Raw genomic sequence first — 24,402 nt, forward strand, 5'->3', positions numbered from 1 at the left:
GATCCGGTCTTGTCTGACTAAGCCTTGGCGAGCTGCAGATTCAGCCCCAGGGCACTGAGCATGCTGAAATCGAGAGGTTTGACAAGGTGATGGTCGCAGCCTGCCTCGAGCGCAGACTCACGATCCTGCGACTGACCATAGCCTGTCAACGCGATGATGATGAATTGCATGGCCGGTCTGAGCTCATTGAGCATAGCCGCCACGTCATAACCGCTTATGTCTGGCAACCCGATGTCGAGAAATACGAACTCTGGACAGAACTGTGCCACGACATCGAGCGCCGCCTGACCACTGAAGGCCGTCTGCACCTTGTGGCCACTGAGTTCGAGCAGCTGAGCCAGGGCTTCTGCCGCATCGATATTGTCATCGACAATGAGCACGCGCTGCTGGACCTGGGCAACCGTCTTCTCAGCTGGTTCTGCCAGTGGCACAGCGCCGGCTTCAGCCAGAGGCAGGCGAACCTCGAAACGGCTGCCTTGACCCTTACCTGCACTCTGCACCGACACTGAACCACCGTGCAGATCCACAAGGGTCCGAACCAGCGACAAGCCGATACCAAGGCCGTCCTGCACCTGGTCACGCACATGATCACTCTGCGAAAACAGGTTGAAAATCGAATCCACGCTGGCCTCATCGATACCAATGCCATCATCACTGACGATCATGATCAGCTCGTTATCGGTCGCGGTGACCCTGAGCTCGATATGGCCGGCGGGAGGCGTATATTTGGCAGCATTCAGCAGCAGATTACTGAGGATCTGCGACAAACGGACCTGATCGCCCTGCACCCACACGTCCTGCTCGGGCTGATCCACAGTCAGAGTGTGCCCTTTTGCGGTAATGGCCGCGCGACTGGTATCGAGCGCATTGACGACGAAGCCTTTCACAGGTACTGGCTCTGCCCGCAAGGCGATCTTGCCTTGGGAGATTCTCGCAACGTCGAGCAGATCGTCTACCAGCAAGGCCAGATGATCTGTATGCCGCTGAATGGTGTCTCTTGCTTTCGCCTGCATCGGGGGCACAACCGGATCCAGCTTGCGCAAAAGCTCCACCGAAGTACGTATCGGACCTAGCGGGTTTCGCAACTCGTGCGCCAGCGTGGCAAGGAATTCGTTCTTGCGCCGATCCACTTCACGCAGCTCACGTTCTACGTGGCCAAGGCGCAGAAGCGCCCTGACATTGGCTACCAGTTCTTCTGGTTCTATGGGTTCGATAAGATAACTGTCGGCGCCGATCTCCAGGGCGCGAATCCGGTCGGCACTGCCGATGAAAGATGCTGAGGTCTGCAGCACGAGTATGGTCTGGGTCTCGCTATCAGACTTGAGCTGACGACAGACTTCGATGCCGTTGATATCGGGAAGCTTCACGTCTAGCAGAATCAGCACTGGTTTCTCTGAACGAGCCTTCGCCAGGGCCTCTTCCCCATCACGGGCTTCGATGACGGAAAAGCCTGCTCGCTTGAGTATACGGCTTTTGGCGTAGCGCGCCCCGTCCGAGTCATCGACGTTCAGAATGAGCGCCTCGGCATACTGACTCATGTTCATAGGCCTGACCTGTTTCAGTGAGTATCGGCTGATGAAATACCGGAGACCGGCGGCTGGGTATGCACAAGCGTCCGGAGTGCCGACAGCAATTGTTGCTTTGAGAGCGGCTTGACGTAGTAGTCTCCAGCGCCCAGTGCCATACCCTTACCGTAATCATCAACTTCAGTCGCCACGATAACCGGCACTTGTGAGCAACGAGGATCATTCTTCAGCTCGACCAACCAGTGCCAGGCTGTTTCACCATGCAGCATAATGTCCAGTATCACAGCCACTGGATCGACATCTGACCAGAGATCTCTGGCTTCCTGCACACTTCTGGCGACGACCAGCCGATAATCCGTATCTACCAGAAACTTGTCGTAGATCAGCCGTACGGTTGGGTTATCCTCAACCAGCAATACGGGCTGTCTCCCATCCTGTGTCAATGCCTCTAAGGTCGTGTCGCTTCGTCGACCCCGCCGGTCACTGAACATCTGAGGCAGCGTGACCGAAAACGTCGAACCCTGCCCGAGCTTACTGTCAACACTGACCTTGCCACCAAGCAGCACCGCCAGGTTCTGGCAGAGCGGCAGGCCGAGACCGGTGCCTTTCAGGTGGCGCTGCAGTCGATGCTCGATCTGACCGAATTCTTCGAAGATGAGGGAGAGATGCTCGTTGGCGATGCCCACGCCGGAGTCCTGCACAGAGAACGAGACATCGCCATCATCCAGCTGCTGCGCCCGCACATTGATATCCCCTACCTCGGTAAATTTGAGGGCGTTCGATATGAAATTGCGCAGAATCTGGGATAACTTCGCCTCATCCGTGAACATCCTGATAGGCTCCTCAGGCTCAATGAAGTTCAGGTTGACAGCATCGCCCACCAGGAGTGGTCGAAGCATGCCACGGAGCGCGCTGAACAAGTCACTGATATCGAATTCGGCCGGATTGATATCGACCTTACCCGCCTCTATCTTCGCAATATCCAGCAGATCATTGACGAGTTCCGTCAAGCCGAGCGCACTTTGCAGGATAAGACTGACCTGTTTCTCCTGCTCTTCACCAAGTTCGCCATCGACATGATCGAGCAAGAGCTTGGCCAGCGCACGAATAGAGCTCAGCGGTGTACGGAACTCATGGCTCATATTGGACAGAAAACGGGACTTCATCTCATCGGCACGCCGGAGGTGATCCGCTTTTTCGTCCAGCTCGGCATACAAAGCCACTACGCCACGATTAGTGTCTTCCAGTTCGCGGGTCAACTGCAGCAACTCTTCCTGCCTCGCCTTCAATTCGGCCAATGTGCTCAGAAGCTCCTGATTCTGCTGCACGACTTCAGCCATGGTGTCCTCGGCTGCCGGAGTCGCCGAGATCTCGGTACAAAAGGCGTTGACCATGGCTGCCGTGACGACAGGCGCATCCTGGTAGAACAACTTCTGCAGCATGATCACGGTGCCCTTTTCCGGGTCAGAATTGACTTCGAAGCGGTCCATGAGACGTTTTGCTGCGAGAACACCGGCCTCCTTTTCCTCAGTGCTTATGTCGTCGCCAGCGAGATAGGTATCGACGTCATCGATGCTCTGTCCACTATTCTGGATCTCTACCGTGAGGACCTGAGGAGGCGTGGAGCCTTCAATACTGAAGTGAACCTTGCCTTTGCCGGCCTGGTTATAGACGGTTCGCGCCAGTTCGGAAACGGAGGTGGCAATGCGCACTTGATCCTGCAGGCCGAAGCCACAGAGGGTTGCAATCTGTCGAGCCCGCTGCCTCGCAGAGACCACGTCGAGCTGACGCTGAATATGTATCGTCATGATGCGAAGGGTCATAACAACTCACTCACTTCGCGCACGGCAACAATACTCACATCATCTCGCCGACGGGAGTGGTCGCGATAGATCACTGCCGCGATCAGGGCAGGGTGACAGCGTTCGAGCCCCGGGTAATCATCGAGATTCCAGCGGGTTCCAATACCGTCAGAGTGGGCAATGCAGAGATTGCCATTACGCCAGGGCTCGCGAAATTCCTGAATCTTCCTCACATTGCTGCCGACGATACCGTTGTGCGACAGCAGATGCCGGCGTTTGGAGTCATTGAAAAATGAAGCTGAGATATTGCCAATGCCGGCGAACACCATCTCACCCTGTTCCGATCCGAACTGGGCAATGGCTGCAGCTGCACCACGGGTGCCTTTCAATGCTGTATGCACGGTTTCCATCAAGGCGCCGGGCGGTCGAAGTGGTGCTTCCTTAATGGCCAGTGAAGCAGCTCGCGAAGCGTCGGCCGCCAGAGGACCATGCCCAAGCCCGTCAGTTACGAGCATTGTCAGCAGACCACTGTCCTCACGAACATACCAGTCGTCACCGCAGCTCTCCTCGCCAATCATTGGCAGGCAGACGGCGCCGAGCTGCCAGTCATCTTCTGCCGGCCCGATGCCATCGTCCCAGATCAGCGTCCAGAGAATGCAGCCGGAACCGGGGGCCGTATAGATGTCGATGGTCTGGGCCAACCTTTGCATAGCACCAAGCCCAACACCGTAGCTGCCTGCGCTGGACTGTCCGTCGACCATTTGCCGTTCGAGATCAGGAATACCTGGCCCGGCATCGATGGCCAGGACTTCAACGCCGCCTCGATCGCCGTTATAAACAGTTCTGAGTAAAATCTCACCGCCGTCGGCGTGCTTGAGAATGTTGGTGGCAGATTCGGTGATGATGAGGGCAAGTTGGCCGGCCCGAACTTCGCTGAAATCGAGATCGGCGGCCAGACATGCACCCGCTCTTCTGGCCACTCCGACTTCGGTAGAATCCTGTATGCTGAGCTGTCGCTGACTACCCAATCGATTCAATATCGCTTCCACTTGGCAATGCTCACGCTCGTACCCTCCCCCACTCTGGTATCAAGCTCGAACTCATCGACGAGACGTTTCGCGCCACTCAGCCCCAGACCGAGCCCACCACCGCTGGTATAGCCATCAGTCAGCGCAAGTGCAATGTCTTCGATACCGGGGCCCTTGTCACTGAATACGAGCATGACGCCTTTGCGATCAAACTCATCAATATGATGGATGCTGACCTCGCCACCACCGCCATAGCGCAGCGTGTTCCTGGCCAGCTCACTGGCAGCGGTAATGACCTTCGTCTGCTCGATGAGACTGAAGCCTATGGCGACCATAGTGTCACGTACATGCTTGCGCAGGCGGACAACATCCTCGTCGGTTTTCACGGGCATCACGGTCACTGGCATGATGTCCGTCATTGCGGAGTGTCCAGACCGCCCAGCCTCACTCGTGGCTCCGGTCGAGCATCTGCATGCCGCGCTCGACGTTCAGCGCTGTTCTCACGCCGGTGAGATTCAGACCGAGTTCCACCAGCGTGATGGCCACCGCAGGCTGCATGCCAACCAGCACGGTATCGGCGTCCAGAATCTTGGCCATGGCGGCCGTGTTGCTGATCATTCGACCGATAAACGAATCGACGATATCCAAAGCCGAGATATCAATGAGTACGCCATTGGCACGGTCTTTCACGATTCGCGCGGTCAGGTCGTCCTGCAACGTCATCGCCAGCCGGTCGTGCATGTCGACCTGAATGGTGACCAACAGCAGTCGCCCCATTCTGAGAATAGGAATACGCTCCATGGACTCTAAGCCCTCTGCTGCCGGGATTCGCTCGTGTTGATACTCGCGCCTGTCCGCTTCATGGCGATAATGAAGGCATCAGCCAGTGTCGACTTCGTGATGACATCCTCCAGATTGACACCGAGATGCACGATGGTCTGTGCAATCTGAGGGCGAATTCCGCTGATTATGCAATCCGCGCCCATGAGACGGGCCGCTGCTATCGTCTTGAGGAGGTGCTGGGCCACGAGCGTATCGACCGTCGGTACGCCCGTGATATCAATGATCGCTATTTCAGATCCGGTTTCAACAATCTTTTCAAGCAGACTCTCCATAACCACCTGAGTACGGGCGCTGTCGAGCGTACCGATCAGTGGCAGCGCCAGAATCCCATCCCAGAGCTGCACGACTGGCGTGGACAGTTCAAGTAGCTCCTGTTGCTGCCGCAGAATCACCTGCTCGCGAGCTTTCTGGTAGACCTCAACTGTGAAGAGACCAAGGTCGTCGAACAATGTACTGGTAACGGCTATTGAATCGGCCAGCTGCTTGGAATCATCGCCAAGCGCTTTCCTGAGGTGGTCGAACAAGGGCTCTTTCAGAGAAAAGATAAAGCTGGCTGTTTCAATCGGCGTGAAACCCTGTCGCACACGCGACTGCGAGATTTCTTCGAGCAGCTGACGCAGATCGCCCCATTCGGGCGACTGAATGTTGAGTGTTTCGGATTTCTTCAGTGTATCGGCCAGCAGGGGCAGAAACTGCGCAGCTTTCTGACGCACTTCTGCATCGCCCGCCTTGTCACGCCGCATGAGTTTCGAGAACAGGCCAGCCAGCCAGACGTCCAGAAGTTGGTCTTTGTTATCGCTTACGATGTCCGCAAGCCGCGCGCTGTAATCTTTACTCATGGGCGTCCTCAAAATCGGATAGAACCGGCAAGTCATGAAGGCAGGATCCGCGCCTGATCGCGTGGACACCGTGGATGAAGGGCGCCAGGAAGTCAGAGCCCCCTTGGGGAAACCGGCAAACGGAAGCGCCTGTCCATGCATTAACATTAATGCATGAAGAATATAGGTTAATCCGTTTGAGGAACATTGATACAGATTAAGACTGAATGATCTGATACTACCGAAGCAGGGCCGAAAACGCTATTTTGCGAGCGGCCCTCATCGAACAGTGAATCAGGCGCGGCGAAGAAACTTTCGCTCTTCAACGTTCACGACTATCCGGTCGCCCGAAGAGATATGTTCGGGCACCTGTACAACGAGGCCGGTAGAGAGCGTTGCGGGCTTGGTTCTAGCAGTGGCCGAACCACCCTTCACGGAAGGGTCGGTTTCGGTAATCTCGAGCTCGACAGTAGACGGAAGATCCACCGTCACAGGCTTTTCACCGACCAGTACCACCTGCAGGCCCTGAGTCTCTTCACTGATGAACATCAACTCGTCTGCAATCGGTGCTCTATTGAGACTGTACTGGGTGTAATCCTCGTTATCCATGAATACGAATTCATCGCCATCGGCGTAGGAGAACATGACCGGCCGTCTGGTGAGATCGGCGTAGTTCAGCATGTCCGAATCCTTGAAGGTTTCGTCAAGCTTGGCATTCGTGACCACATCGTACATGCGCATGCGATACAGACTGCCACCAGCGCGCCCCTGCGGCACCGAGCGCTCGATGTCCCTGATCAGGTAGACCCTGCCATCATACTCAACCGCCGCACCCTTCTTAATCTCACCTGCTCTAGGCATTTTGCAAAGCTCCGAAATGAACACTGATAACGAGCCTACAGGATATCAGTGAAATCGGATTTCGGCACTGTGTCGATTGCTGGCGAAATGCTTCAACTGCAAACAATTGTCAAAATTCTTGCCTGGCTATTCCTCTGCAGAAGCCAACCATTTATCTTGCGCTCACTTTTTAGTCAGGAGTGTTGTCATGAAGTCTTCATTCATACTTGTTGTGCTTACCTGTGTTGCCGTGCTGACTGGATGTGCTGGTCGAGTGCAACCTCCAGTCGCTCTGGACCAGAACTTCTGGCAGAAAGAAAATCCCCGGGTCGGTGTGTCGATGACGTCGGCCCAACAACCGGCCGCCTATCTCTCCGGCGCCGATTGTCTTCTTTGCCTGGCGGCCGCGAATATTGCCAATTCTGAACTGATCGATCATATGCCTACACTTCCGGCCGAAGATTTGTTGAGCCTCGAAGCAGAGCTGGTCGACACTCTGAATGCGCAGGGTCTTCAGGCTTCAGCCGTCACCGACAGCTTCAGCGTCAAGCACCTCAAGCCTTCATCGTTGCCAGAGGGTGCCGAGAAGGATTTTTCGCCGTGGGCTGACACTTATGATTATCTGCTGATCGTCGATGTGAGCATGTTCGGCACCCATAGAAGCTACTCCGGTTATATTCCTACCAGCGACCCGCAAGCCGTTGTAAAGGGTAGGGTGTACATGGTGGACATGTCGAACAACCAGTATGTGCTCTATGATGCCTTCCACACCATTCGAGCCGTCGATGGCGAATGGGACGAAGCGCCAACTTTTCCTGGCGTGACAAATGCCTATTTCCAGGCCATTGAAAGTAGTAAGGACAATATCAAGGGTTTGGTAGCCAAGGCTCGATGCAAGACCTGCGGTGATACGGCAGCGGAGCCAGCTGTTGCGGTGTCAGAGCTTTGATTGCAGCCAGCAAGCTGAACGTCCTCGCAGGCGTGTTGGCAGCATTGGGACTGCTGGCCGCTTGTGGGAGTGCCCAGCAGCGTCCAACGGCCCAGCATATTGCGCCTAAGGTGGTCGCCGCGACAGTGAGCCACGTTCAGGTCGAACTGACCTCGTCACCACCGTTGTTCCGCGGTGCACTGGGGTCAGTAGAACCGGACGAGGCTAACGCTGGTGTTCTCTATCCAGGAGGCCATCCTGCAGCTTTTCTACTCGGTGTCGCCATCCACGGCTCAATCGTGGCGGGTCAGAAATCCAGCGAAGCGTCTGCAGCGCAGACCTCCGCAGACGCAGTTCTCGGCAAATGGTCATCAGCGATTACTGGCCTGAACATTGAATCAGCTTTGGCCGGCGCTGCTGGTCTGGCGCAACAGACCCTTCCCATTACCGTGTCTACCGTAGGCGCCACGGTGACGGGCATCGATGAGGCGCCGCTCCGGCTGTACCTGTCGACGGAATTCACAGTCGCACAGGACAGCCGCACGCTCACGGCGAGGACACTGGTTCAGGTTCGGTCGCTCGACCTCTCCCCGGATATTGCACGGGTTGCCGCACCGTCAATGCGATCGGTAAAGCATCTCGGCGGACGTGTAGAACCACTCGATCATGCTCATTCCGCCGCAGCGAATAGCGCAGATAGCTTCGCTTATCAGAACGTGGTCGAGGTGATGTCGGTCCCACGGCAGGCGACTACTGCGGCAGAAGATATCAGCCCGAAGGCGCTTCAGGATCTGGTGACGGGGCTATGGGAGCAGACCCTGGTTCTGGCTGTTGACGATCTCGTCGGGAGTCAGAAGGATATCCAGGCGCCACAACAGACCTTCCGCTACTTCCGTGATGGCAAGAAGCAGTTCGATCGCGGCACACTGATCAAGGACAGCGGGGATCGTGTGAGCTTTCGTACCCTTAGAGGCTGGATACGCTCGGTACCCACTTCGCCGGAGGCTTGAAGCCAGCCAGCATCCTAAGCGGGATGGGTCTGTTTCCAGTGCCGGGCGATATCGACACGGCGGCAGATCCACACCTGATCGTGCTGCTGAACATAATCCAGAAAGCGCTGCAACGACCTGAAACGGCCCGGCCTGCCGATGAGCCGGCAATGAAGGCCTATCGACAGCATGCGCGGCCGATGCTCGCCCTCTTCATACAGCACATCGAAAGCGTCTTTCAGGTACTGAAAGAATTGCTCGCCCGAGTTGAAACCCTGCGCTGAAGCGAAGCGCATGTCGTTGGTATCGAGGGTATAGGGCACGATGAGATGTCGAACTGTCTCGCCATCGCTTTTCTGCACATCGCGCCAGAACGGCAGATCGTCGCCGTAGTAGTCGCTGTCATATTCGAAGTGGCCTTCGTCGAGAATCAGACGTCTGGTATTGGGACTGTCACGGCCGGTATACCAGCCATGCGGCGGTGTTCCCGTAAGTCTCTCATGCAGGTCGATCGCCTGACGAATCTGTTCTCGCTCGTCCGCTTCAGGCATGTCCTGATGGTGAATCCAGCGCAGGCCGTGACAGGCAATTTCGTGGCCGTCTTCAAGAAAGGCTGCGAGTACTTCAGGGTGACGACTCAGCGCCATGCCCACGCCGAAAACCGTAAGCGGCAGCCCACGTTTGCGGAACTCGCGGAGGATGCGCCAGACGCCTGCGCGCGAACCATATTCGTATATCGACTCCATGCTCATATGCCGAGCTGGATAGGGCTGGGCGCCGATGATCTCCGACAGGAATACTTCAGAGGCGGCATCACCATGGAGCACGTTTGACTCGCCACCTTCTTCGTAGTTGAGCACGAACTGCACCGCGACACGGGCGCCGCCCGGCCACTGGGCGTGCGGCGGGTCCTCGCCATAGCCGATCATGTCTCGTGGATAGTGCGACTGGTGCGTCATGATTCGAACCACGCGCTAAGGCTTCATCGGACCGGCCCAGCGATTCATACCGACATCGCGTTCGGCCGCCATCCTGTACATGGTCTGGTAATACGGTGCCAACCTGTCGGCAGACAGCTTCATCTCCGCCAGCTGATCGCCGATATCGCTGGCGTATTCCCGTACTCTTGCCTTTAGAGCCACCTCGTCAACAGTCAGGATCTTCCCGTCCTCGACGACGATTTGCCCATTGACGATCGTCATCCTGATCGAACTGCCCTGCTCGCAGAAGACCAGTGACCGCTTGAGATTGTGCAGTGGCGTGAACGGCAGCGTATCGAGATCGACGAGTAGCAAATCAGCCTTGAAGCCTTCAGCGAGCATGCCGACCTCCTTGTGCAGCCGCATCGTCTGCGCACCGCCCCGCGTCATCATGTGCAACACTTCGTGCTCATCAGGCCAGCGCTCGTAATCGGGGTCCGCAATCTTGTGGATCAGTCCTGCCATCTTGCCGACCGTCCAGAGATTGCAGCCATCGTCGACCGGTACTTCGTCGATGCCGAGGCCAATATTGATGCCCGCATCCTTGAGCCGCCTGAACGGCATCACGCCGCTGCCGATCTTCAGGTTGGAAATGGGATTGTGCAATACCGAACAGCCAGAGTCGGCCATGACCGCGATATCCTCATCATCGACCCAGACCGAATGAATCACGACAGCACGCTCGGACAGGACGCCCTGCTTGTGGACGTACTGTATAATCGAACCGCCGAACTTCTCCTCGCCAAGCACGCGCTGCAGCTTGGTTTCAAGGATGTGCATCTTGTAGGGGATGTCGTGCTGCCGGCTCAGCGAATCGAGAGCGCAGAGATAGTCCGGCGTGACACGTTGCGGCGCGGAACACGATACCGAGCAGCGGATTCTGTCGTCACCGGTCTTGTGCCAGCGGTCGATGAACTGCTCATAGGTGCTGACGAGCTCGTCGGTCGTCATGCGTGGCGCGGCATCCATTTCGTCGAGTATGTCTTGTGGAAGCAGCTCTTCGAGGAAGGGATACTTGTCGTACTCCTTCACGTTGACCTGGCACAGTGTGACGTTGGCGCGAATGCCGGAGTCAGTGTACGCCTGCATGACTGCGCTGATTTCCTTCTCCGTCGGCACCGGGACAAAGAAGCAATCATCGTGCAGGCTGGTGACACCCTGCTTTAGCAACTCGACCGCACCAAGCATGGTACGGGTGTAGGCATACTCGCCATCTACCGATTCGGCCTGCAGGGGTGGCACTTCATACAGCATATACAGCTCGAGCGGTGCGTCTACCAGCGCGCCTTTGAGAAAATTGACCGGTGAGTGGAAGTGGGCGTTGATCAGCCCCGGCATGACCAGCTTGCCTTCACCGTCGACTACCCGGGCTCCAGTGGTATCGACGCCCTTCGCAATGTCCGGACCGATGCCGACGATGAGCCCATCCGAGATGAGCACGTCGGCGCGATCATACTGGGTGTCCTCGTCATCCATGGTGAGAACGCGGGCATTGCGGATGATGATATCCATCTGGGAAAGATCCTTTATAACGGCCAATTTATCGGCGAATGAGTGAAAGACGAGTACGGGGGTCGAGCGAATCCCTTAGCGTATCGCCAAGCAGATTGAAGCCAATGACCACCAGCATGATAGCCAGGCCAGGCAGAATCGAGATATGCGCAGCATTGAAGATGTACTGCCTGCCGTCGCTGGTGATGATGCCCCACTCGGCTGTCGGTGGCTGCACACCAAGACCAAGGAAGCTCAGTCCTGCAGCCGTGATGACAATGTTACCGATGACCGTCGTGCTGTAGACGATTGAAGCAGAGACCACGTTTGGCAGCATTTCCACGAAGAGGATCTTCCGCACCGGGGTGGCGGCAGCAATGGATGCCTCGATGTAACTGCTGCTTTTCTCCTGCTGCGCTGCGACATACACCACTCTCGTGTTATAGGGCACCAGCACCACCGTGAGCGCGATGATCATGTTGGTCATGCCTGGCCCCATGAAAGCCGCCAGCATGATGGCCAGGAGCACCATGGGGAAAGCGAACAGCACGTCCATCGTACGCATGATGAGTCCGCCAGTTCGGGCATACCAGGCGGCTACGAGGCCCAGGGGAATGGCAATCAGCGCACTCAGCACCACAGGGGTGATGCCTGCGAACAGCGTGGTACGCCCACCCCAGATCAGCCTGGAGAGCATGTCACGGCCCTGATGATCCAGGCCCAGCAGATGCCCTTCTGTACCGATGCCTTGCAGCCGCAGATTTGGAAAGGCCTCGGTGGGCGAATACGGTGCGAGCCACGGCGCGAAGACTGCGGCCAGTGTGATCAGGGTCAGAATGGTAAAGCCGGCCAGCGCATAGCGATCGCTGCGAATGCCCTGCCAGATGAAGTAGAGACTTGAGCGTCTTTTGGCCCGAACCTCAGGGCCCTTGGCCCCGATGTTGACCTCAGCGTTTGCCTGCATCGAGCATCCTCACAATCAGATCAGCCAGAAAATTGCTGATGACAAAAGTCAGTGCAATCACCAGCGAGCAGCCCTGAATCATGGGCGCATCCCGCTGCAGGATTGCGTTATAGAGTTGAAGGCCGATGCCCGGCCAATTGAAGATGATTTCGCTGAAGATCGCGCTGCCGAACAGATATCCCACCTGAAGCCCACTGATGTTGACGAAGGCTGGCAGCGCGTTGCGAACCATGTGGACGTAGTTGACGCGCGCTGGTGTGATGCCACGCGAGCGAATCGCTCTCATGTATGTGCGAGAGTTCACATCGATCATGGCCGAACGCGATACTCGGGTCACGATGGCGATGGCAGACGCTGCAGTCGCTACCGCAGGCAGGGTGGCGTGATGCAGCAACTGCCAGAAACCGCCGGGATCGTACATGTCGTACATCCCGGATATTGGAAAGAGTTGCAGCTGTATGCTGAATACATACAGCAGCAGGATACCGAGCCAGAACGTTGGCACCGAAGCCATGACCAGCGTGGCAAAAACGGTGAGCCGGTCACCGAGCTTGCGGAAACGCGTGGCGGCATAAGTCGACAGCACGAATCCGATGGCTACGACCAGAAACAGACTGAAGCCCATGAGCACCAGTGAGTTCACGATCTTGCCACCGAGTACCTCCGCCACCGGCATGCGTAGTGCACCGGAGAAACCCAGGTCTAGCCTGAGCAGGTCCGAGAGCCAGATCCAGTACTGAACCAGCATGGGCCGGTTCAGTCCCATCTCCTCACGCAGCGCCTGTACTGCCGTCTCGCTGGCCTGGTAGCCGAGCAGCGTTCGGGCTACATCGCCCGGCACCAGGTAGACGGAGATGAAGACTACGAAACTGACGCCCAGCAGTACGGGAATCATCTGCAGAAGACGCATCAGAATGAATCGAGCCACTGTAATTCCCTCCTGCTTTGAAACGCCTTAGTTCTTCTTCAGGCCGGTATAGTCGTGCCAGTGCTGCGGGGCGAGCACGAAGCCGGACACGTTGGGTCGCATGGCATAGATCGCGATTGGCGTGTAGTAGGGAATGAAGGCCATATCGTCGGCGATGGTCTGCTGAATCTCATGCAGATGCTCGACCATGGCGTCCTCATTCTTTGCCGAACGGGCCTGTGCCAGTAACTCGTCTATCTTCGGATTGTCGTAGTAGCCGGCGTTGAAACCATTGGGTGGGATGGCATCACTGGCGATGACCTGATCGAGCCAGAAAAAGCTTGTCTCGCCCCAGGAGACCGACATGAATCCAGTGCCTTCGCGAATACCACTGCCGAGCATGTCCCAATAGGTGCCGTTGTCGAAACTCTCGATGCTGGCTTCGATGCCGATTTTGGATAGGTTGCGCTGAATCCATTCCGCATCGCCTACGGTGTTGACGTCACCGCCACCGCCCATGGTCCAGTCCATCCTGGTCTTGAAGCCATCGGGATAGCCTGCTTCAGCGAGCAGTGCTTTTGCCTTTTCAGGATCGTACTGACAGTCCCTGAAGCCTGGGTCGTAACCGGGCCCACCGAAGTTGAGCACACTGTAGGCTGGCTGGGCGTAGCCATTGCGATGGAACTTCGCCATGCCCTCCCGATCGAGCGCCATGCAGATAGCCTGACGAACGCGCACATCCTGCAGGGGTTTCTCCTTCATGTTCACCCACATCATGTACAGCGTAGATACCGGGCTGCTCTCGATCTTCAGACCCTGCGCCTTGAGGCGGTCGATGGAGTCAGGAGATGGCGACGAGATCATGTCGACTTCTCCGCTCATCAGTGCCAGCTCGCGTGTGGCCACTTCCGAAATTGGACGGAAGATGAGACGCTCGATCTCAGGTAGTCGCTCGGCGTCCCAATAGTCCTTGTTGGCGAGCAGCGTGGTCGCCTCGCCAACGGTTCGCTTTTCGAACTTGAACGGCCCGGTACCAATAGGATTGGTTTCTACACTGTCATTGCCCCCTTTCTCTATCGAGGCAGGACTGATGAAACGCGGTGTACCTGAGCCGCCCATGGCGAGCCTGCGCAGAAACTCGGAGTTTGGCGATTTCAGCTTGATCTCGAAGGTGTGCTCGTCGATGACCTTGTAGCTGTCGAGGTCCTGCCACATCCACCGCATCAGGCCTGCGGCCACTGCCTGGTAGTATTTGAAATCCTTGTCGAGCATGCGGTCCATGTTGAATTTCACGGCCTCAGCGTTGAACGCTGTGCCGTCGTGAAACTTGACGCCCTTGCGAAGATTGAAGGTATACGTCAGGCCGTCTTCCGAAATTTTCCAGGATTCTGCAAGTGCAGGCACGATTGGCGGCTGCTCGACATCCTTGATGGTCAGATCTTCAGCGACGAAACCTTCGAAAATGTGCATCAACACCCTGAATGTATTCCAGGTGGTCGAAGCATGCGGGTCGAGTCTGGCCATATTGGCCTCGATGGCGATGGCGACGGTATTGTCTCTCGCAGATGCGGCCTGGGTGTCATGGCTAAGGGTCGCAAGACCCACGCTGCTGCCAAGGGCCAGCGACAGTGCACTGGCTGAAAATAGTCTGCGTGTCCACCCGAGTGGCTTGTCTGGACGCATGGGCATGTCTCCTTTCAGGTCGTTTGAGGTCTTTTGTGTCTGCTTCATGAAACAACTCCTGCTGCGCGCTGGTGAATCCAGGCGCTGTTTTCCGATGTATGTTCGTAGAGATGGCAGGCCACGGCCTGACCCGTTGGCAAGTGTCGAAGCACAGGCGGTTTTCGTCGGCAAACCGGCCTGCACTCTGAACACACCGGGGCATAGATGCAGCCATGCTCGTCGACTTCAGCAGGGGTTTCAGCGTCGTCCAGACGAGCAGCGACATCGGCCCACTTGGCATCGCCCGACATGGTAAGGACAGTGGCGATAAAATCCCTGGTAAACGGGTGTGCCGGCTGGTCATGGACAACGTCACTGTTGCCGGTTTCCAGCAACTTGCCCCGATACATCACCAACGTGCGGTCGCACATCCATCGCACCAGACCAAGGTCGTGCGACACGAAGAGATAGGTCATGTTGAATTCAGCCTGCAGCGACTTCAGCAGGTTAAGTATCTGGGCCTGCACCGAGACATCGAGCGCCGAGACCGGCTCATCCAGAATCAGCAGTCTTGGCTTGAGCGCCAGCGCTCTGGCGATGGCGATTCGCTGGCACTGACCCCCACTGAATTCATGGGGATAGCGATCGATAGTGGCTGGATTGAGGCCAACCGTCACCATCAGGGATTCGGCGCGCAGACGAGCTGCCGCCCGCGCCGTACCGAAGTTCAGCAGGGGGCGCATGATGTTTTCAGCCACGGTCCGCCGCGGGTTGAGCGAATGAAGCGGATCCTGAAACACTACCTGAAAATCCTTGCGAAACAGACGCATCCGATCCGGCGCGAGGCTGGTAATCGGCTCACCGTCAAACCACACCTCGCCACTGTCAGCCTCGATGAGACGGAGAATGATTCTGGCGAGGGTCGACTTACCAGAGCCCGACCCTCCCACCAGACCAACAGTTTCGCCCACATGCAGATCGAAACTGACATTGTCGACGGCCTGCGTGGCAGCGATGATCTTTCGACGGATCAGACCAGTGCTGGTGACGAAACGCTTGCTGATATTTCGCACTGACAATAAGTGTCTTTTCGAGATGGCACGCTTCACTGGACACTCTCCATTTCGTTAGCTGTTTCAGGCTGTTCGTACAGGTGACAACGAACACGCCTGCCCTCCGCCACCGTAGTCACTTGCGGGGCAACTCTGCGGCACACACTCATGACAGCTTCACAACGATCGGCAAAACGGCAGGCCGGTGGAGGATCAATCAGGTCAGGTGGCGTACCAGGAATCTGGTACAGCACCTCACCTGAGACAGCGCCCTCGGGTACCGAACGGATAAGCGCCTGTGTATAGGGGTGCATTGGCTTTTTAAGCACCTCATCGACGCTGCCCTCCTCCTGGATCTGCCCGGCATACATGACGATGACACGCTGTCCGATGGCTCGAACGACGCCGAAGTCGTGAGTAATGAGAATGATCGGCAGTCCCTGTTCGCGATTGAGCATGCGGAGCTGATACAGCACCTTCGCCTGCACGCCGACGTCCAGGGCTGTAGTCGGTTCGTCGGCAATGAGCAGCCGGGGCTTGCAGGCGAGCGCGACCGCCATGGCGACTCGCTGACACATGCCGCCACTGAGCTGATGGGGGTAACTCGCGGCTACCCGCTGCCAGTCGTGGAAGCCGACCTGGCGAAGACATTGTTCGACGAAGTTCGCCACGTCGGTGGAGGACAGCTCAGGCTGATGCCTGGCGAGTGTTTCTTCGATGGTGGACTGTATAGTGAACGAAGGGTCGAGGCTGCCCCGTGGATTCTGGAACAGCATGGCCGCCGCGCTCCCACGAATCTTCACCAGCTCATGTTCGGACATGCTGAGAATGTCATGATCGGCAAGACGGATTTCGCCGCCTTCGAAGCGACCAGGGGGCATATCGATGAGTTTGAGAATCGACAGCGCGGTCACGCTCTTGCCGGAACCGGACTCACCGACGATGGCGACAATTTCGCCCTGACCGACACTGAAACTGACGTCGTCGAGAGCTCTGACCTTACCTGCAGGGGTGTCGAAACAGACCTGTAGTCCGGAAATAGTAAGCGATGGTTCGAGAGACATGCCGTACCCGCTATGCTGTTTGACAGAACCGGCACGCCAACCTCTTAAGGCCCTGGCGGGCCGTTGCGCTTCAGTCTGATCAAAGCATCTCGCGTGCCAGTTCCATCAACTGTGAGAAAATTAGCGGCTTACGGGGCAATGCTTTCGCTTTCGGGAACTTATAATGGCGTTAGATCTTGCGCAGATGCCCTTGATCGGTGCAGAAGAACTGGCTACGCACCAGTAGCGGGCAAATGTAGGGCGTAATCAGCTTCCAGCATCTCTGCGAGCGCCAGCAAATCTGCTTCGGCGTGGGCCGGTGCAATAACCTGAAGGCCGATCGGCAAACCCTCGGCATCAAAGCCGCAGGGCATAGAGCAGGCCGCGGCCCCGACCTGATTGACGAACCAGGTAAATCTGGCGTGGTCCCTCGGGCTCGCTGAACGGCCCGCAATTTGTCTTGGCCAGTCTTCGCTCAAGGGCCAGGCGGTACAGGGTGTGGTTGGCGTGACCAGCAGGTCAAAGTTCTGAAAGGCGCTGTTGAATTGGCTGGTGAGAGACTCACGCAGGACCAGTGCGCGGGCAACATCAAGGCCACTGGCATTCAGTCCGCTGTCGATCTGTTTAGCTACATCAGCATCGATGAGACCCGGATTGTCCAGGTGGTCCTCGCCGAAAAGCAGCGCCAGTCCAGTCTGTTCGAGTACGGCTATACCGGACTCGGAGTAGTTGCTCATCCAGTCAGGCGCTGTCTCGGTCATCACGACACTGCCCTGCGCCAACAGCCGATTCAATGCTGTCCTGACGGCGTTTTCGACATCCGGCTCCAGCCCACCGATCATTCCCAGATTCTGGCAATAGCCTATGCGAAGCGGGCCTGCCCCTCTGCCACTGCCTTCGGCAGGGTTTGTGATCGGACCATCAAGGTCCACCGGCAGGCCTCTCATGGTCTCGAGTGCCAGCCGTGTATCTGCAAGGGTGCGGGCGAATATACCCATGGAATTCATCACCAGGGGCAGCTCTGGAAAGCTGTCGGAAAATGGCACCGTGCCGGCTGCGGGCATCATCCCGATGATGCCGGTATGGGCGGCTGGGCGGCGAATGGATCCACCTGCATCCGTGCCGAGCGCGAGTGGGGCTAGCCCGGCCGCCACCGCGCTGGCAGAGCCACCCGATGACCCGCCAGGTGTATGAGTGAGCGCCCAGGGATTTCTCGTCGTGCCATAGACCGAGTTGGTTGTAATACTTCGACAGGCAAATTCCGGGCAATTGGTCAGGCCCAGAATGATGGCACCGCTCGCCCGAAGACGCGCAACCACGAGCGCATCTTTCGGGGCCACGACACCGAGGAGAAGCTGAGAACCCTGTGTGACCTCCCAGCCTTCCACCCAGATATTATCTTTCACCAGAACGGGCACTCCGGCCAGTGGCATCGCCGCGAGGTTCTTGCCGGCTAGTCGCGCTTCGAGCGCTTCGGCCTGCTCATAGATAGCGTCTGCTGACCAGGCTATGACGGCATTCACAAGGGGGTTGACCTGCTCCAGGCGCTGTATGAAATGCGCCACGAGTTCCCGAGGGCGAACACGCCCGGCCTTCACGGCTGTAGCAATCGCAATAGCAGACCAGGTGGTGTAGTCGCTCTCATCAAAGACGCGCCCGACGAGTCTGTTGTCCGCTGACTCAACCATCTTTTTGTACCGCGGTGACACCATCGATGATTGGCAGGCCTACCCGCACTCCGGGACGCTGGCTCATGATTGCGATGCCTGATGACCGGCCCACTCGTTGTAGACCTCAGCGCAAGCCTGCCGATCATGCTGACTCGCCGGCAGCACTCGCTCTTCGATAGGCTTACCAGCTTCTACCCGCAGCCCTTCTACGCCAATGTCTCTGAAAGCTGTATCAGCCAGCGGTGCGAATGCCTCGGAGGCATCGGCATGGGTGGCGCCGTAATACAGATGAGCAATGCCAGCCAGCCTGAGCGCGACGGTACACATGGGGCATGGCTCGCCTATGGCATACATCACACAGCCGTCGAGCCGCGGTTGTTGAAGACGCTGGCAAGCGTTCCGGATGGCCTCCACTTCGCCGTGGGCCGTGGGGTCGTTATGGGCCAGCGCATGATTCAGGCCCTCGCCGACGACCTCACCATCGCGAACGACAAGCGCACCAAAAGGTTGCGTGCCGGGTCTTTCAACGGCTTCGCGACTCAGTTCGATGACGCGATCCATGAAACGCTGTTCGTACATCCTGACTTCTCCTGCATGACGACTCTCGAATCGAGGCCGACAGAAGAGCTAGCAGGTCTCGTGCCACCACCCGGCTCGTTCATTCGTCAGCCTCCAGTACCGTGGCGAGAGCGCTGACCGAACCCCGCTTGAAGGTCTTCACCTCTTCAACCTGCAGCGTTGCCGTCAATTTCGGATGTGCGAGCAGTTCGTCGATGACCTCGCTCTGCATTACCGTATCGTCGAGCCAGAGCTGCACGAAATCCTTCGTCGCTGGAATGAACAAAGGAAAGGCCTTGTCGTGGTAAGGCTCCATTTTCAGGTGGGCGTCACGGGTGATGACGGCGCAGCTGAAATGGCCGTTAGAAAATGGTCGGTATAGCGCACCAAGCAGGAAGGGCTCGTTGCCGATCATCAGGAACTGGTGCTTCTTGCCATCGATCACCTTGGACTCTCCGATGCCAGTAGCCGCGACGAGGCCGCGGTGATGTCGAAGCGCGCCCTTCCAGAACGGGGAATCGAGATTGCGGGCATTGAAAGACGTTCGCTTGCCGACGCGCAGCTCATCACCCACGGCCGTGCAGTCGAACCACCAGGTGGCATCGACCAGCCGGGGCTTGCCCTCGTGCTGGATAATCAGGTTGCGGATCTTGCGATTGGGATTGCCACCGAAGGCCGGATAGAAGTGTTCAACCTGGTCCGGGCTGTGGCTGAACAGGTCCCCCGTCAGTTCCTCGAGCCCGATTTTTTCCAACAGGCGCTCGAGCTCTGCGGTTTCAAGTGCTCTCTGAACATATCCACACATCTTGCGCTCCTTGTTTGCCACTGCCGAGAGGGTGGCTGCCTATCGCTTCTGTACGGCCTATCCCTTATGATTCGCCAATCCCCGCCAGGCCAGCCTACCAGGGCATTATAACAAGGACATGAACATCATGGACGAACTCCAGGGAATGACCCGCTACTTCCGCCAGTCACTGCTCGACGCAGAGCGCCTGTGCCCAGAGGATGCGCAGATTCTCCAGGCCTGGGGCGTGGCTGCCAGGGGTAATGAACCCGTGGTCAAGGCGGGGCTGCTGGCAGTTGATCAGATTGCCTGGCATACCGGATGGCTGGATGATGATACGGCATCCGTAGTGTTCGATGTGTTCGATAAACAGTCTGTTGGCGGCAAGCGCCCCGAGTCGGTGAGTATCGTGATGTTCCCCCGGGTGGATCTGCTGCAGTCCAGGGGTGGGCGACGCAACAGCTATAAGCGGGCAGTGCTCATGCCGCTGCTCGTATTCGTCGAACTGAATCGCGACGGCGAGCTCACCCCAGGGAAGACGCCACCATGGATCCCACGGCTCTGGCTCTCTCCCAATGGAGGGCAGAACACACCCCTGGGCGAATTTGCAGCACTCGACGAGTATCTCTCCAGCACCAGTTTCCAAGCGGTTGAGTGTTGGCAGGATCTGGTGGATTACGCCGAAGGGATGATCACAGCGGTGACCGGCATCGACTTTCAGGAACAGCTGCACGAAGACTACGTCGGATCAAAACAGGCCATGCTGCTGCTCGAGCCACCCGTCAGCGGCGCCAGGGACCGCATGGTGAAGGTGCTCGAAAAAATAGAAGATGGCGAATCGCCAGGTGCGCTCTATCGCCGCTTCATCAGCCGTGAGTCACAGCCAGTCCAGGCGCTCATGGATACGGCGCAGCACCGGGAAGCCGCCTCTGCGCATCTTGGCCAGATGACGCGAGCGTTCCCTCTCTCTCCGAAGCAGCGAATTGCGCTGCATCATCAGATTGCGAATGGCGGCGAAGGTGAACTGCTCGCCATCAATGGCCCACCTGGCACAGGCAAGACGACCCTCCTCCGTTCAGTCGTGGCCAACCTGTTCGTGACCAGCGCGCTTCGGGAACAGGAACCCCCCATCATCGTGGCCGCTTCCAATAACAATCAGGCGGTCACCAATATTCTCGACAGCTTCGCACGAGTCAACGACACTGGTTTCGACGATAAGCTGCAGGGGCGTTGGCTCCCAGAGCTCAAGACCTATGGTCTGTATTGCTGCTCGTCTGCGCTGGCTAATGAGCGAAATACCTTTGCTTATCATGGCCCAAAGGGCGAAGGCCTGATGGCTGCCATGCAGACTGCGCAGTATCTCGACCAGGCTGAGCCCGCTTTCCTGGAGAAGGTTTCGGCCTGGCACGAACAGGGCGTATCCACCGTAGGGGATGCCCGCTCGCTATTGCTCGATGCCTTGCAGCTTACCGAAGCCGAAATGAGGAAGGGCTATGACCTGGTCGACCGCGTGCAGACGCTCGAGTCCGAACTCAACGAGCTGTTTGGCAGTAAAGCGGCCCTACTGGCCAGTCTCGATCAGATTCGCAAGAGCATTGCTGATCTTGAAGCGAATGAAGATGATCTGCTCGATCAGCTGGACACTTTTCATCGCGCCTGGCGCGACCGCTCCTATTGGAACAAATTACTGTCCTGGGTGCCCTTCGTCGCACGCAAGAACGCGCTCGATAATGCCCGCCAACTTAACGAGTGGCTGATCAGTCTCGACAGCTGGAGTGACCTCGATGTCGAGCGTTACTATCGCGCAGCCATTGCCGACGTAAAGAAAAACAGCATTCTCGCCGTGGCACAGATCGAACGCATTCAGCGCTTCTCACAACAGTATTTCGAGCAGAAGCATCAGCTGGATGAGTGGATACTAAGGCATCAGCCAGACGCATTCGCTGACCAGGACCACAGCGAACAGCACCTCGAGTCACTTCGTGAGCGCCTTGAAGACATTCTGGATTGCAGCCTCCGCTTCACCGCCTTCAAACTGGCGACCCACTATTGGGAAGCGCGCTGGCTGGAAGAGACCCGGAGCTTCGTCGACTCGAAGGATGCCGACCGGAAATCACCAGCGAAGACGCTACGGAAGTGGCGTCGCTACGCCAAGCTGACACCGTGTTTTGTTTCCACCTTCTATATGGTGCCAACCTTCTTCACCGCCTTCGAGAAAACCGATGCGCTATGGAAGGATATTCCGCTCTTCGGCGAGATCGACCTGCTGATCGTCGATGAGGCTGGCCAGGCCCTGCCTGAGGTGGCTGCAGCGAGTTTTGCCCTGGCGAAGCAGGCGCTGGTAGTTGGCGATACTGATCAGATCGAGCCTGTCTGGAATGTGCCGGTGGGTATCGACCACGCCAACCTCAAGCGCTTCGAACTGCTCCGTGACGAGACGGACCATGAGGAGTTCTGGCTGAAGTCAGGGCTGATGGCCAGCGGTGGCAATGTCATGACAGTGGCGCAGCGGCAGAGTCGCTTCCACCAGTTCGAGAATCTGCAGCGAGGCCTTTACCTGACCGAACATCGCCGTTGCCATGATTCGATCATCAGCTATTGTAACGATCTGGTGTATCAGGGCGTGATGGAGCCACTGCGCGGTGACCGAGCCAAGGCTGGGCCTTGGCCACAGCTCGGCCTCTTCCCGGTCAGCGGACGCTCCAGATCTGCTGGCGGCAGCCGTGTAAATGAGCAGGAAGCCGCTGCCATTGCGCAGTGGATCGCCGAGAATAAGGCGCAGATCGTGGCGCATATGAGATCATCGGATGCAGGGGCCTTCGCAGAAGCATCGGAGAGCGACATTCTGTTGACCCAGCTTGGCATTATTACGCCATTCTCGAAGCAGGCCGACCGGATTCGGCAGGCACTGAAGCAGCATGGCCTGCCGCCGCTGACAGTCGGAACCGTTCATGCCTTTCAGGGCGCCGAACGCACCATGGTGCTGTTCTCCAGCGTCTATGCCCAGGGGGATGAAGACTCGGGCAAGTTCTATGACGCCAGCCCCAATATGCTCAACGTAGCCGTTTCACGCGCTCGCGATGTCTTTCTTGTATTTGGCGATCCGGACGGGTTTGGTGTTGACCAGCCGGGCACACCGTCAGGGCGGCTACGATCCCTTTTGAGTACGCTGGAAGTCATGGCGCCGGCAGTGCTCGAGCCCGCCTGATCGGAGCTGACCGCCTGTGACTGCCGTCACAATCCGAGACCTTTCAGGGCCTTGCTGGCCAATCAGCTGAGGCCGTGAAGACATCTTCCCCATACACTCCACCCAGAAGGGCGCCCTCATAGCTGGATCGCAGGCCGGGCGCCCTGATGCCGAACTTCAATAACATAGAAATGGATATTCATCATGCAAACAGGGAATGGAAGATTGCAGTGTGGCTTGAGCGCGCTGGGTCTGGCGATATTGCCGTGCACGCTACAGGCAGCGACCGTCGATCTGCTCGTGCTTTTCGACAGCGATACCAGCGAGTACTTCAACGGCAGCCCGAACACAGGCATCCGCAATCTGGTCGACCAGGTCAATACCATATATAGAAATAGCGACGTCGACATTCAACTTCGCCTGGTCGGCACCTTGCTGAACAACGCGCCAGGCTCGGACATGGCAGCAGTGCTACATGCCATTACGCCCAGTATTTCTCCAGATACGACAGTGGAGATCAGGGCTAAACGCGAGGAGACCGGCGCTGATTACGTCGCGCAGATACATGGTCAGGGTAGTTGTGGCATTGCCTGGGTGGCGGTGGCTCGTGAATGGGCCTTCAGTGTGACCGGGCCGGACTGTGGCGCCGTTACCCTTGCTCACGAAATCGGCCATACCATGGGCCTGAATCACTCCCGTCTGCAGGGCGATACCAGTGGCACCCGCTTCGAGTATGGTCTCGGCCATGGCGTCGATGGACTGTTTGGCACCGTGATGACCTACCCCTGGATGTTCGGCGGCGCGCCCGCAGTGGCGAAGTTCTCCAATCCCAGGTTGAGCTGTTCAGGCGTTCCCTGCGGCGTCCCTGAAGGCGAGCCTCAGCAGGCCGATGCGGCCCGGGCCCTGAATCAGGTTCGCGATGAGGTCTCCAACTTCCTGCCATCGAAGCACGATGATGTGAAAGTCGAGGTCTTCCAACACATCGCCTACCACGGCTATTCCATTGCCCTGCCCGAAGGTCGCTACGATATGCAGGACCTGATTGAAAGAGGCATGCAGAACGATGACCTCTCCTCAGTCAGGGTGCCTGATGGCTGGGCGATCGACCTGTACGAGCACCACGATTTTTCGGGCATGCGCAGCTCCTACACCAGCAACAGGTTCGCGTTTCCATGGTTCGTAAACGACACCACCTCGGCCATCGTGGTACGGCGCGACTTCTGAATGTCTTCACGGTGTGTGATGACGGTCACAGCCCAGGACCTGGCAGGTGTCTTGTCGTCCAATCCGACGAGGGCAAGGCTCCGACCCCTCCTTACAATCCCGACTC

21 protein-coding genes are annotated in these 24,402 nt (G+C 57.5%); 4 read left to right on the plus strand and 17 right to left on the minus strand.

Going from position 1 to position 24,402, the window contains the following annotated elements; genetic code table 11:
- Positions 1-17 precede the first annotated feature (17 nt).
- The 7 genes from ABD735_RS04965 to efpL form a co-directional block, all read right to left on the minus strand.
- Complete coding sequence (locus ABD735_RS04965; protein WP_344803931.1) at positions 18-1,544, minus strand: response regulator; 1,527 nt, start codon at positions 1,542-1,544, stop codon at positions 18-20.
- Positions 1,545-1,558: 14 nt separating this feature from the next.
- Positions 1,559-3,349: an ATP-binding response regulator gene (locus ABD735_RS04970; protein ID WP_344803933.1), complete on the minus strand. Its 1,791-nt coding sequence runs from the start codon at positions 3,347-3,349 to the stop codon at positions 1,559-1,561.
- Positions 3,346-4,365: an ATP-binding protein gene (locus ABD735_RS04975; RefSeq protein WP_344803935.1), complete on the minus strand. Its 1,020-nt coding sequence runs from the start codon at positions 4,363-4,365 to the stop codon at positions 3,346-3,348. The genes ABD735_RS04970 and ABD735_RS04975 overlap by 4 nt, the downstream gene beginning before the upstream one ends.
- Positions 4,362-4,775, minus strand: coding sequence for an ATP-binding protein (locus ABD735_RS04980; RefSeq protein WP_344803937.1), 414 nt, complete (start codon positions 4,773-4,775; stop codon positions 4,362-4,364). The genes ABD735_RS04975 and ABD735_RS04980 overlap by 4 nt, the downstream gene beginning before the upstream one ends.
- 25 nt (positions 4,776-4,800) lie before the next feature.
- Positions 4,801-5,157, minus strand: coding sequence for an STAS domain-containing protein (locus ABD735_RS04985; RefSeq protein ID WP_344803939.1), 357 nt, complete (start codon positions 5,155-5,157; stop codon positions 4,801-4,803).
- A gap of 5 nt (positions 5,158-5,162) precedes the next feature.
- Complete coding sequence (locus ABD735_RS04990) at positions 5,163-6,038, minus strand: STAS domain-containing protein (RefSeq protein WP_344803941.1); 876 nt, start codon at positions 6,036-6,038, stop codon at positions 5,163-5,165.
- A 273-nt stretch (positions 6,039-6,311) separates the two neighbouring features.
- On the minus strand, positions 6,312-6,878 hold the full coding sequence (gene efpL / locus ABD735_RS04995; RefSeq protein WP_344803943.1) for an elongation factor P-like protein EfpL: 567 nt from the start codon (positions 6,876-6,878) through the stop codon (positions 6,312-6,314).
- A 187-nt stretch (positions 6,879-7,065) separates the two neighbouring features.
- On the opposite strand from efpL, the gene ABD735_RS05000 reads away from it, so the two are divergent.
- Both ABD735_RS05000 and ABD735_RS05005 read left to right on the plus strand, forming a co-directional pair.
- Positions 7,066-7,806: a hypothetical protein gene (locus ABD735_RS05000; protein WP_344803945.1), complete on the plus strand. Its 741-nt coding sequence runs from the start codon at positions 7,066-7,068 to the stop codon at positions 7,804-7,806.
- Positions 7,803-8,795, plus strand: a complete 993-nt coding sequence (locus ABD735_RS05005) for a hypothetical protein (RefSeq protein WP_344803947.1) — start codon at positions 7,803-7,805, stop codon at positions 8,793-8,795. Before ABD735_RS05000 ends, ABD735_RS05005 begins: the two co-directional genes overlap by 4 nt.
- A 14-nt stretch (positions 8,796-8,809) precedes the next feature.
- Here ABD735_RS05005 and puuE read toward each other — a convergent pair whose 3' ends face one another.
- The 10 genes from puuE to ABD735_RS05055 all read right to left on the minus strand — a co-directional run bounded on the left by puuE (position 8,810) and on the right by ABD735_RS05055 (position 19,906).
- Entirely contained in the window at positions 8,810-9,733 is a 924-nt protein-coding gene (puuE, locus tag ABD735_RS05010) for an allantoinase PuuE (RefSeq protein ID WP_344803949.1), read from the minus strand.
- Between the two features lie 15 nt (positions 9,734-9,748).
- Positions 9,749-11,266, minus strand: a complete 1,518-nt coding sequence (locus tag ABD735_RS05015; protein ID WP_344803951.1) for an amidohydrolase family protein — start codon at positions 11,264-11,266, stop codon at positions 9,749-9,751.
- Between the two features lie 28 nt (positions 11,267-11,294).
- Complete coding sequence (locus tag ABD735_RS05020; protein ID WP_344803953.1) at positions 11,295-12,209, minus strand: ABC transporter permease; 915 nt, start codon at positions 12,207-12,209, stop codon at positions 11,295-11,297.
- A complete protein-coding gene (locus tag ABD735_RS05025) occupies positions 12,193-13,137 on the minus strand; it encodes an ABC transporter permease (protein ID WP_344803955.1) in 945 nt (314 codons plus the stop codon). Before ABD735_RS05025 ends, ABD735_RS05020 begins: the two co-directional genes overlap by 17 nt.
- A gap of 27 nt (positions 13,138-13,164) precedes the next feature.
- On the minus strand, positions 13,165-14,847 hold the full coding sequence (locus ABD735_RS05030; RefSeq protein WP_344803957.1) for an ABC transporter substrate-binding protein: 1,683 nt from the start codon (positions 14,845-14,847) through the stop codon (positions 13,165-13,167).
- Complete coding sequence (locus ABD735_RS05035) at positions 14,844-15,887, minus strand: ATP-binding cassette domain-containing protein (protein WP_344803959.1); 1,044 nt, start codon at positions 15,885-15,887, stop codon at positions 14,844-14,846. Before ABD735_RS05035 ends, ABD735_RS05030 begins: the two co-directional genes overlap by 4 nt.
- Positions 15,884-16,894: an ABC transporter ATP-binding protein gene (locus ABD735_RS05040; RefSeq protein WP_344803961.1), complete on the minus strand. Its 1,011-nt coding sequence runs from the start codon at positions 16,892-16,894 to the stop codon at positions 15,884-15,886. Before ABD735_RS05040 ends, ABD735_RS05035 begins: the two co-directional genes overlap by 4 nt.
- 212 nt (positions 16,895-17,106) lie before the next feature.
- The gene (locus ABD735_RS05045) at positions 17,107-18,561 is read right to left on the minus strand and encodes an amidase (RefSeq protein ID WP_344803963.1); all 1,455 of its coding nucleotides are present in this window, start codon (positions 18,559-18,561) and stop codon (positions 17,107-17,109) included.
- Between the two features lie 63 nt (positions 18,562-18,624).
- Positions 18,625-19,122 (minus strand): nucleoside deaminase, encoded by a 498-nt coding sequence (locus tag ABD735_RS05050; protein WP_344803965.1) that lies wholly within the window; start codon positions 19,120-19,122, stop codon positions 18,625-18,627.
- A gap of 79 nt (positions 19,123-19,201) precedes the next feature.
- On the minus strand, positions 19,202-19,906 hold the full coding sequence (locus ABD735_RS05055; RefSeq protein ID WP_344803967.1) for an SOS response-associated peptidase family protein: 705 nt from the start codon (positions 19,904-19,906) through the stop codon (positions 19,202-19,204).
- Positions 19,907-20,033: 127 nt separating this feature from the next.
- Between ABD735_RS05055 and ABD735_RS05060 the strand changes: the two genes are divergently transcribed.
- Both ABD735_RS05060 and ABD735_RS05065 read left to right on the plus strand, forming a co-directional pair.
- The gene (locus ABD735_RS05060) at positions 20,034-23,093 is read left to right on the plus strand and encodes a DEAD/DEAH box helicase (protein ID WP_344803969.1); all 3,060 of its coding nucleotides are present in this window, start codon (positions 20,034-20,036) and stop codon (positions 23,091-23,093) included.
- 183 nt (positions 23,094-23,276) lie between these two features.
- Entirely contained in the window at positions 23,277-24,296 is a 1,020-nt protein-coding gene (locus ABD735_RS05065) for a reprolysin-like metallopeptidase (protein WP_344803971.1), read from the plus strand.
- Positions 24,297-24,402: the final 106 nt, after the last annotated feature.

Source organism: Allohahella marinimesophila, from assembly GCF_039538005.1.
Lineage (GTDB): Bacteria > Pseudomonadota > Gammaproteobacteria > Pseudomonadales > Oleiphilaceae > Allohahella > Allohahella marinimesophila.

Bases quoted from the DNA above. Each gene is read 5' to 3' on its own strand.
- ABD735_RS05055 (WP_344803967.1), bottom strand. From the start codon at position 19,906: ATGTGTGGATATGTTCAGAGAGCACTTGAAACCGCAGAGCTCGAGCGC.
- ABD735_RS05060 (WP_344803969.1), top strand. From the start codon at position 20,034: ATGGACGAACTCCAGGGAATGACCCGCTACTTCCGCCAGTCACTGCTC.
- ABD735_RS04985 (WP_344803939.1), bottom strand. From the start codon at position 5,157: ATGGAGCGTATTCCTATTCTCAGAATGGGGCGACTGCTGTTGGTCACC.
- puuE (WP_344803949.1), bottom strand. From the start codon at position 9,733: ATGACGCACCAGTCGCACTATCCACGAGACATGATCGGCTATGGCGAG.
- ABD735_RS05015 (WP_344803951.1), bottom strand. From the start codon at position 11,266: ATGGATATCATCATCCGCAATGCCCGCGTTCTCACCATGGATGACGAG.
- ABD735_RS05040 (WP_344803961.1), bottom strand. From the start codon at position 16,894: ATGTCTCTCGAACCATCGCTTACTATTTCCGGACTACAGGTCTGTTTC.
- ABD735_RS05030 (WP_344803957.1), bottom strand. From the start codon at position 14,847: ATGAAGCAGACACAAAAGACCTCAAACGACCTGAAAGGAGACATGCCC.
- ABD735_RS04965 (WP_344803931.1), bottom strand. From the start codon at position 1,544: ATGAACATGAGTCAGTATGCCGAGGCGCTCATTCTGAACGTCGATGAC.
- ABD735_RS04970 (WP_344803933.1), bottom strand. From the start codon at position 3,349: ATGACCCTTCGCATCATGACGATACATATTCAGCGTCAGCTCGACGTG.
- ABD735_RS05000 (WP_344803945.1), top strand. From the start codon at position 7,066: ATGAAGTCTTCATTCATACTTGTTGTGCTTACCTGTGTTGCCGTGCTG.
- ABD735_RS04980 (WP_344803937.1), bottom strand. From the start codon at position 4,775: ATGACGGACATCATGCCAGTGACCGTGATGCCCGTGAAAACCGACGAG.
- ABD735_RS05045 (WP_344803963.1), bottom strand. From the start codon at position 18,561: ATGGTTGAGTCAGCGGACAACAGACTCGTCGGGCGCGTCTTTGATGAG.
- ABD735_RS05020 (WP_344803953.1), bottom strand. From the start codon at position 12,209: ATGCAGGCAAACGCTGAGGTCAACATCGGGGCCAAGGGCCCTGAGGTT.
- ABD735_RS05065 (WP_344803971.1), top strand. From the start codon at position 23,277: ATGCAAACAGGGAATGGAAGATTGCAGTGTGGCTTGAGCGCGCTGGGT.
- ABD735_RS04990 (WP_344803941.1), bottom strand. From the start codon at position 6,038: ATGAGTAAAGATTACAGCGCGCGGCTTGCGGACATCGTAAGCGATAAC.
- ABD735_RS05050 (WP_344803965.1), bottom strand. From the start codon at position 19,122: ATGTACGAACAGCGTTTCATGGATCGCGTCATCGAACTGAGTCGCGAA.
- efpL (WP_344803943.1), bottom strand. From the start codon at position 6,878: ATGCCTAGAGCAGGTGAGATTAAGAAGGGTGCGGCGGTTGAGTATGAT.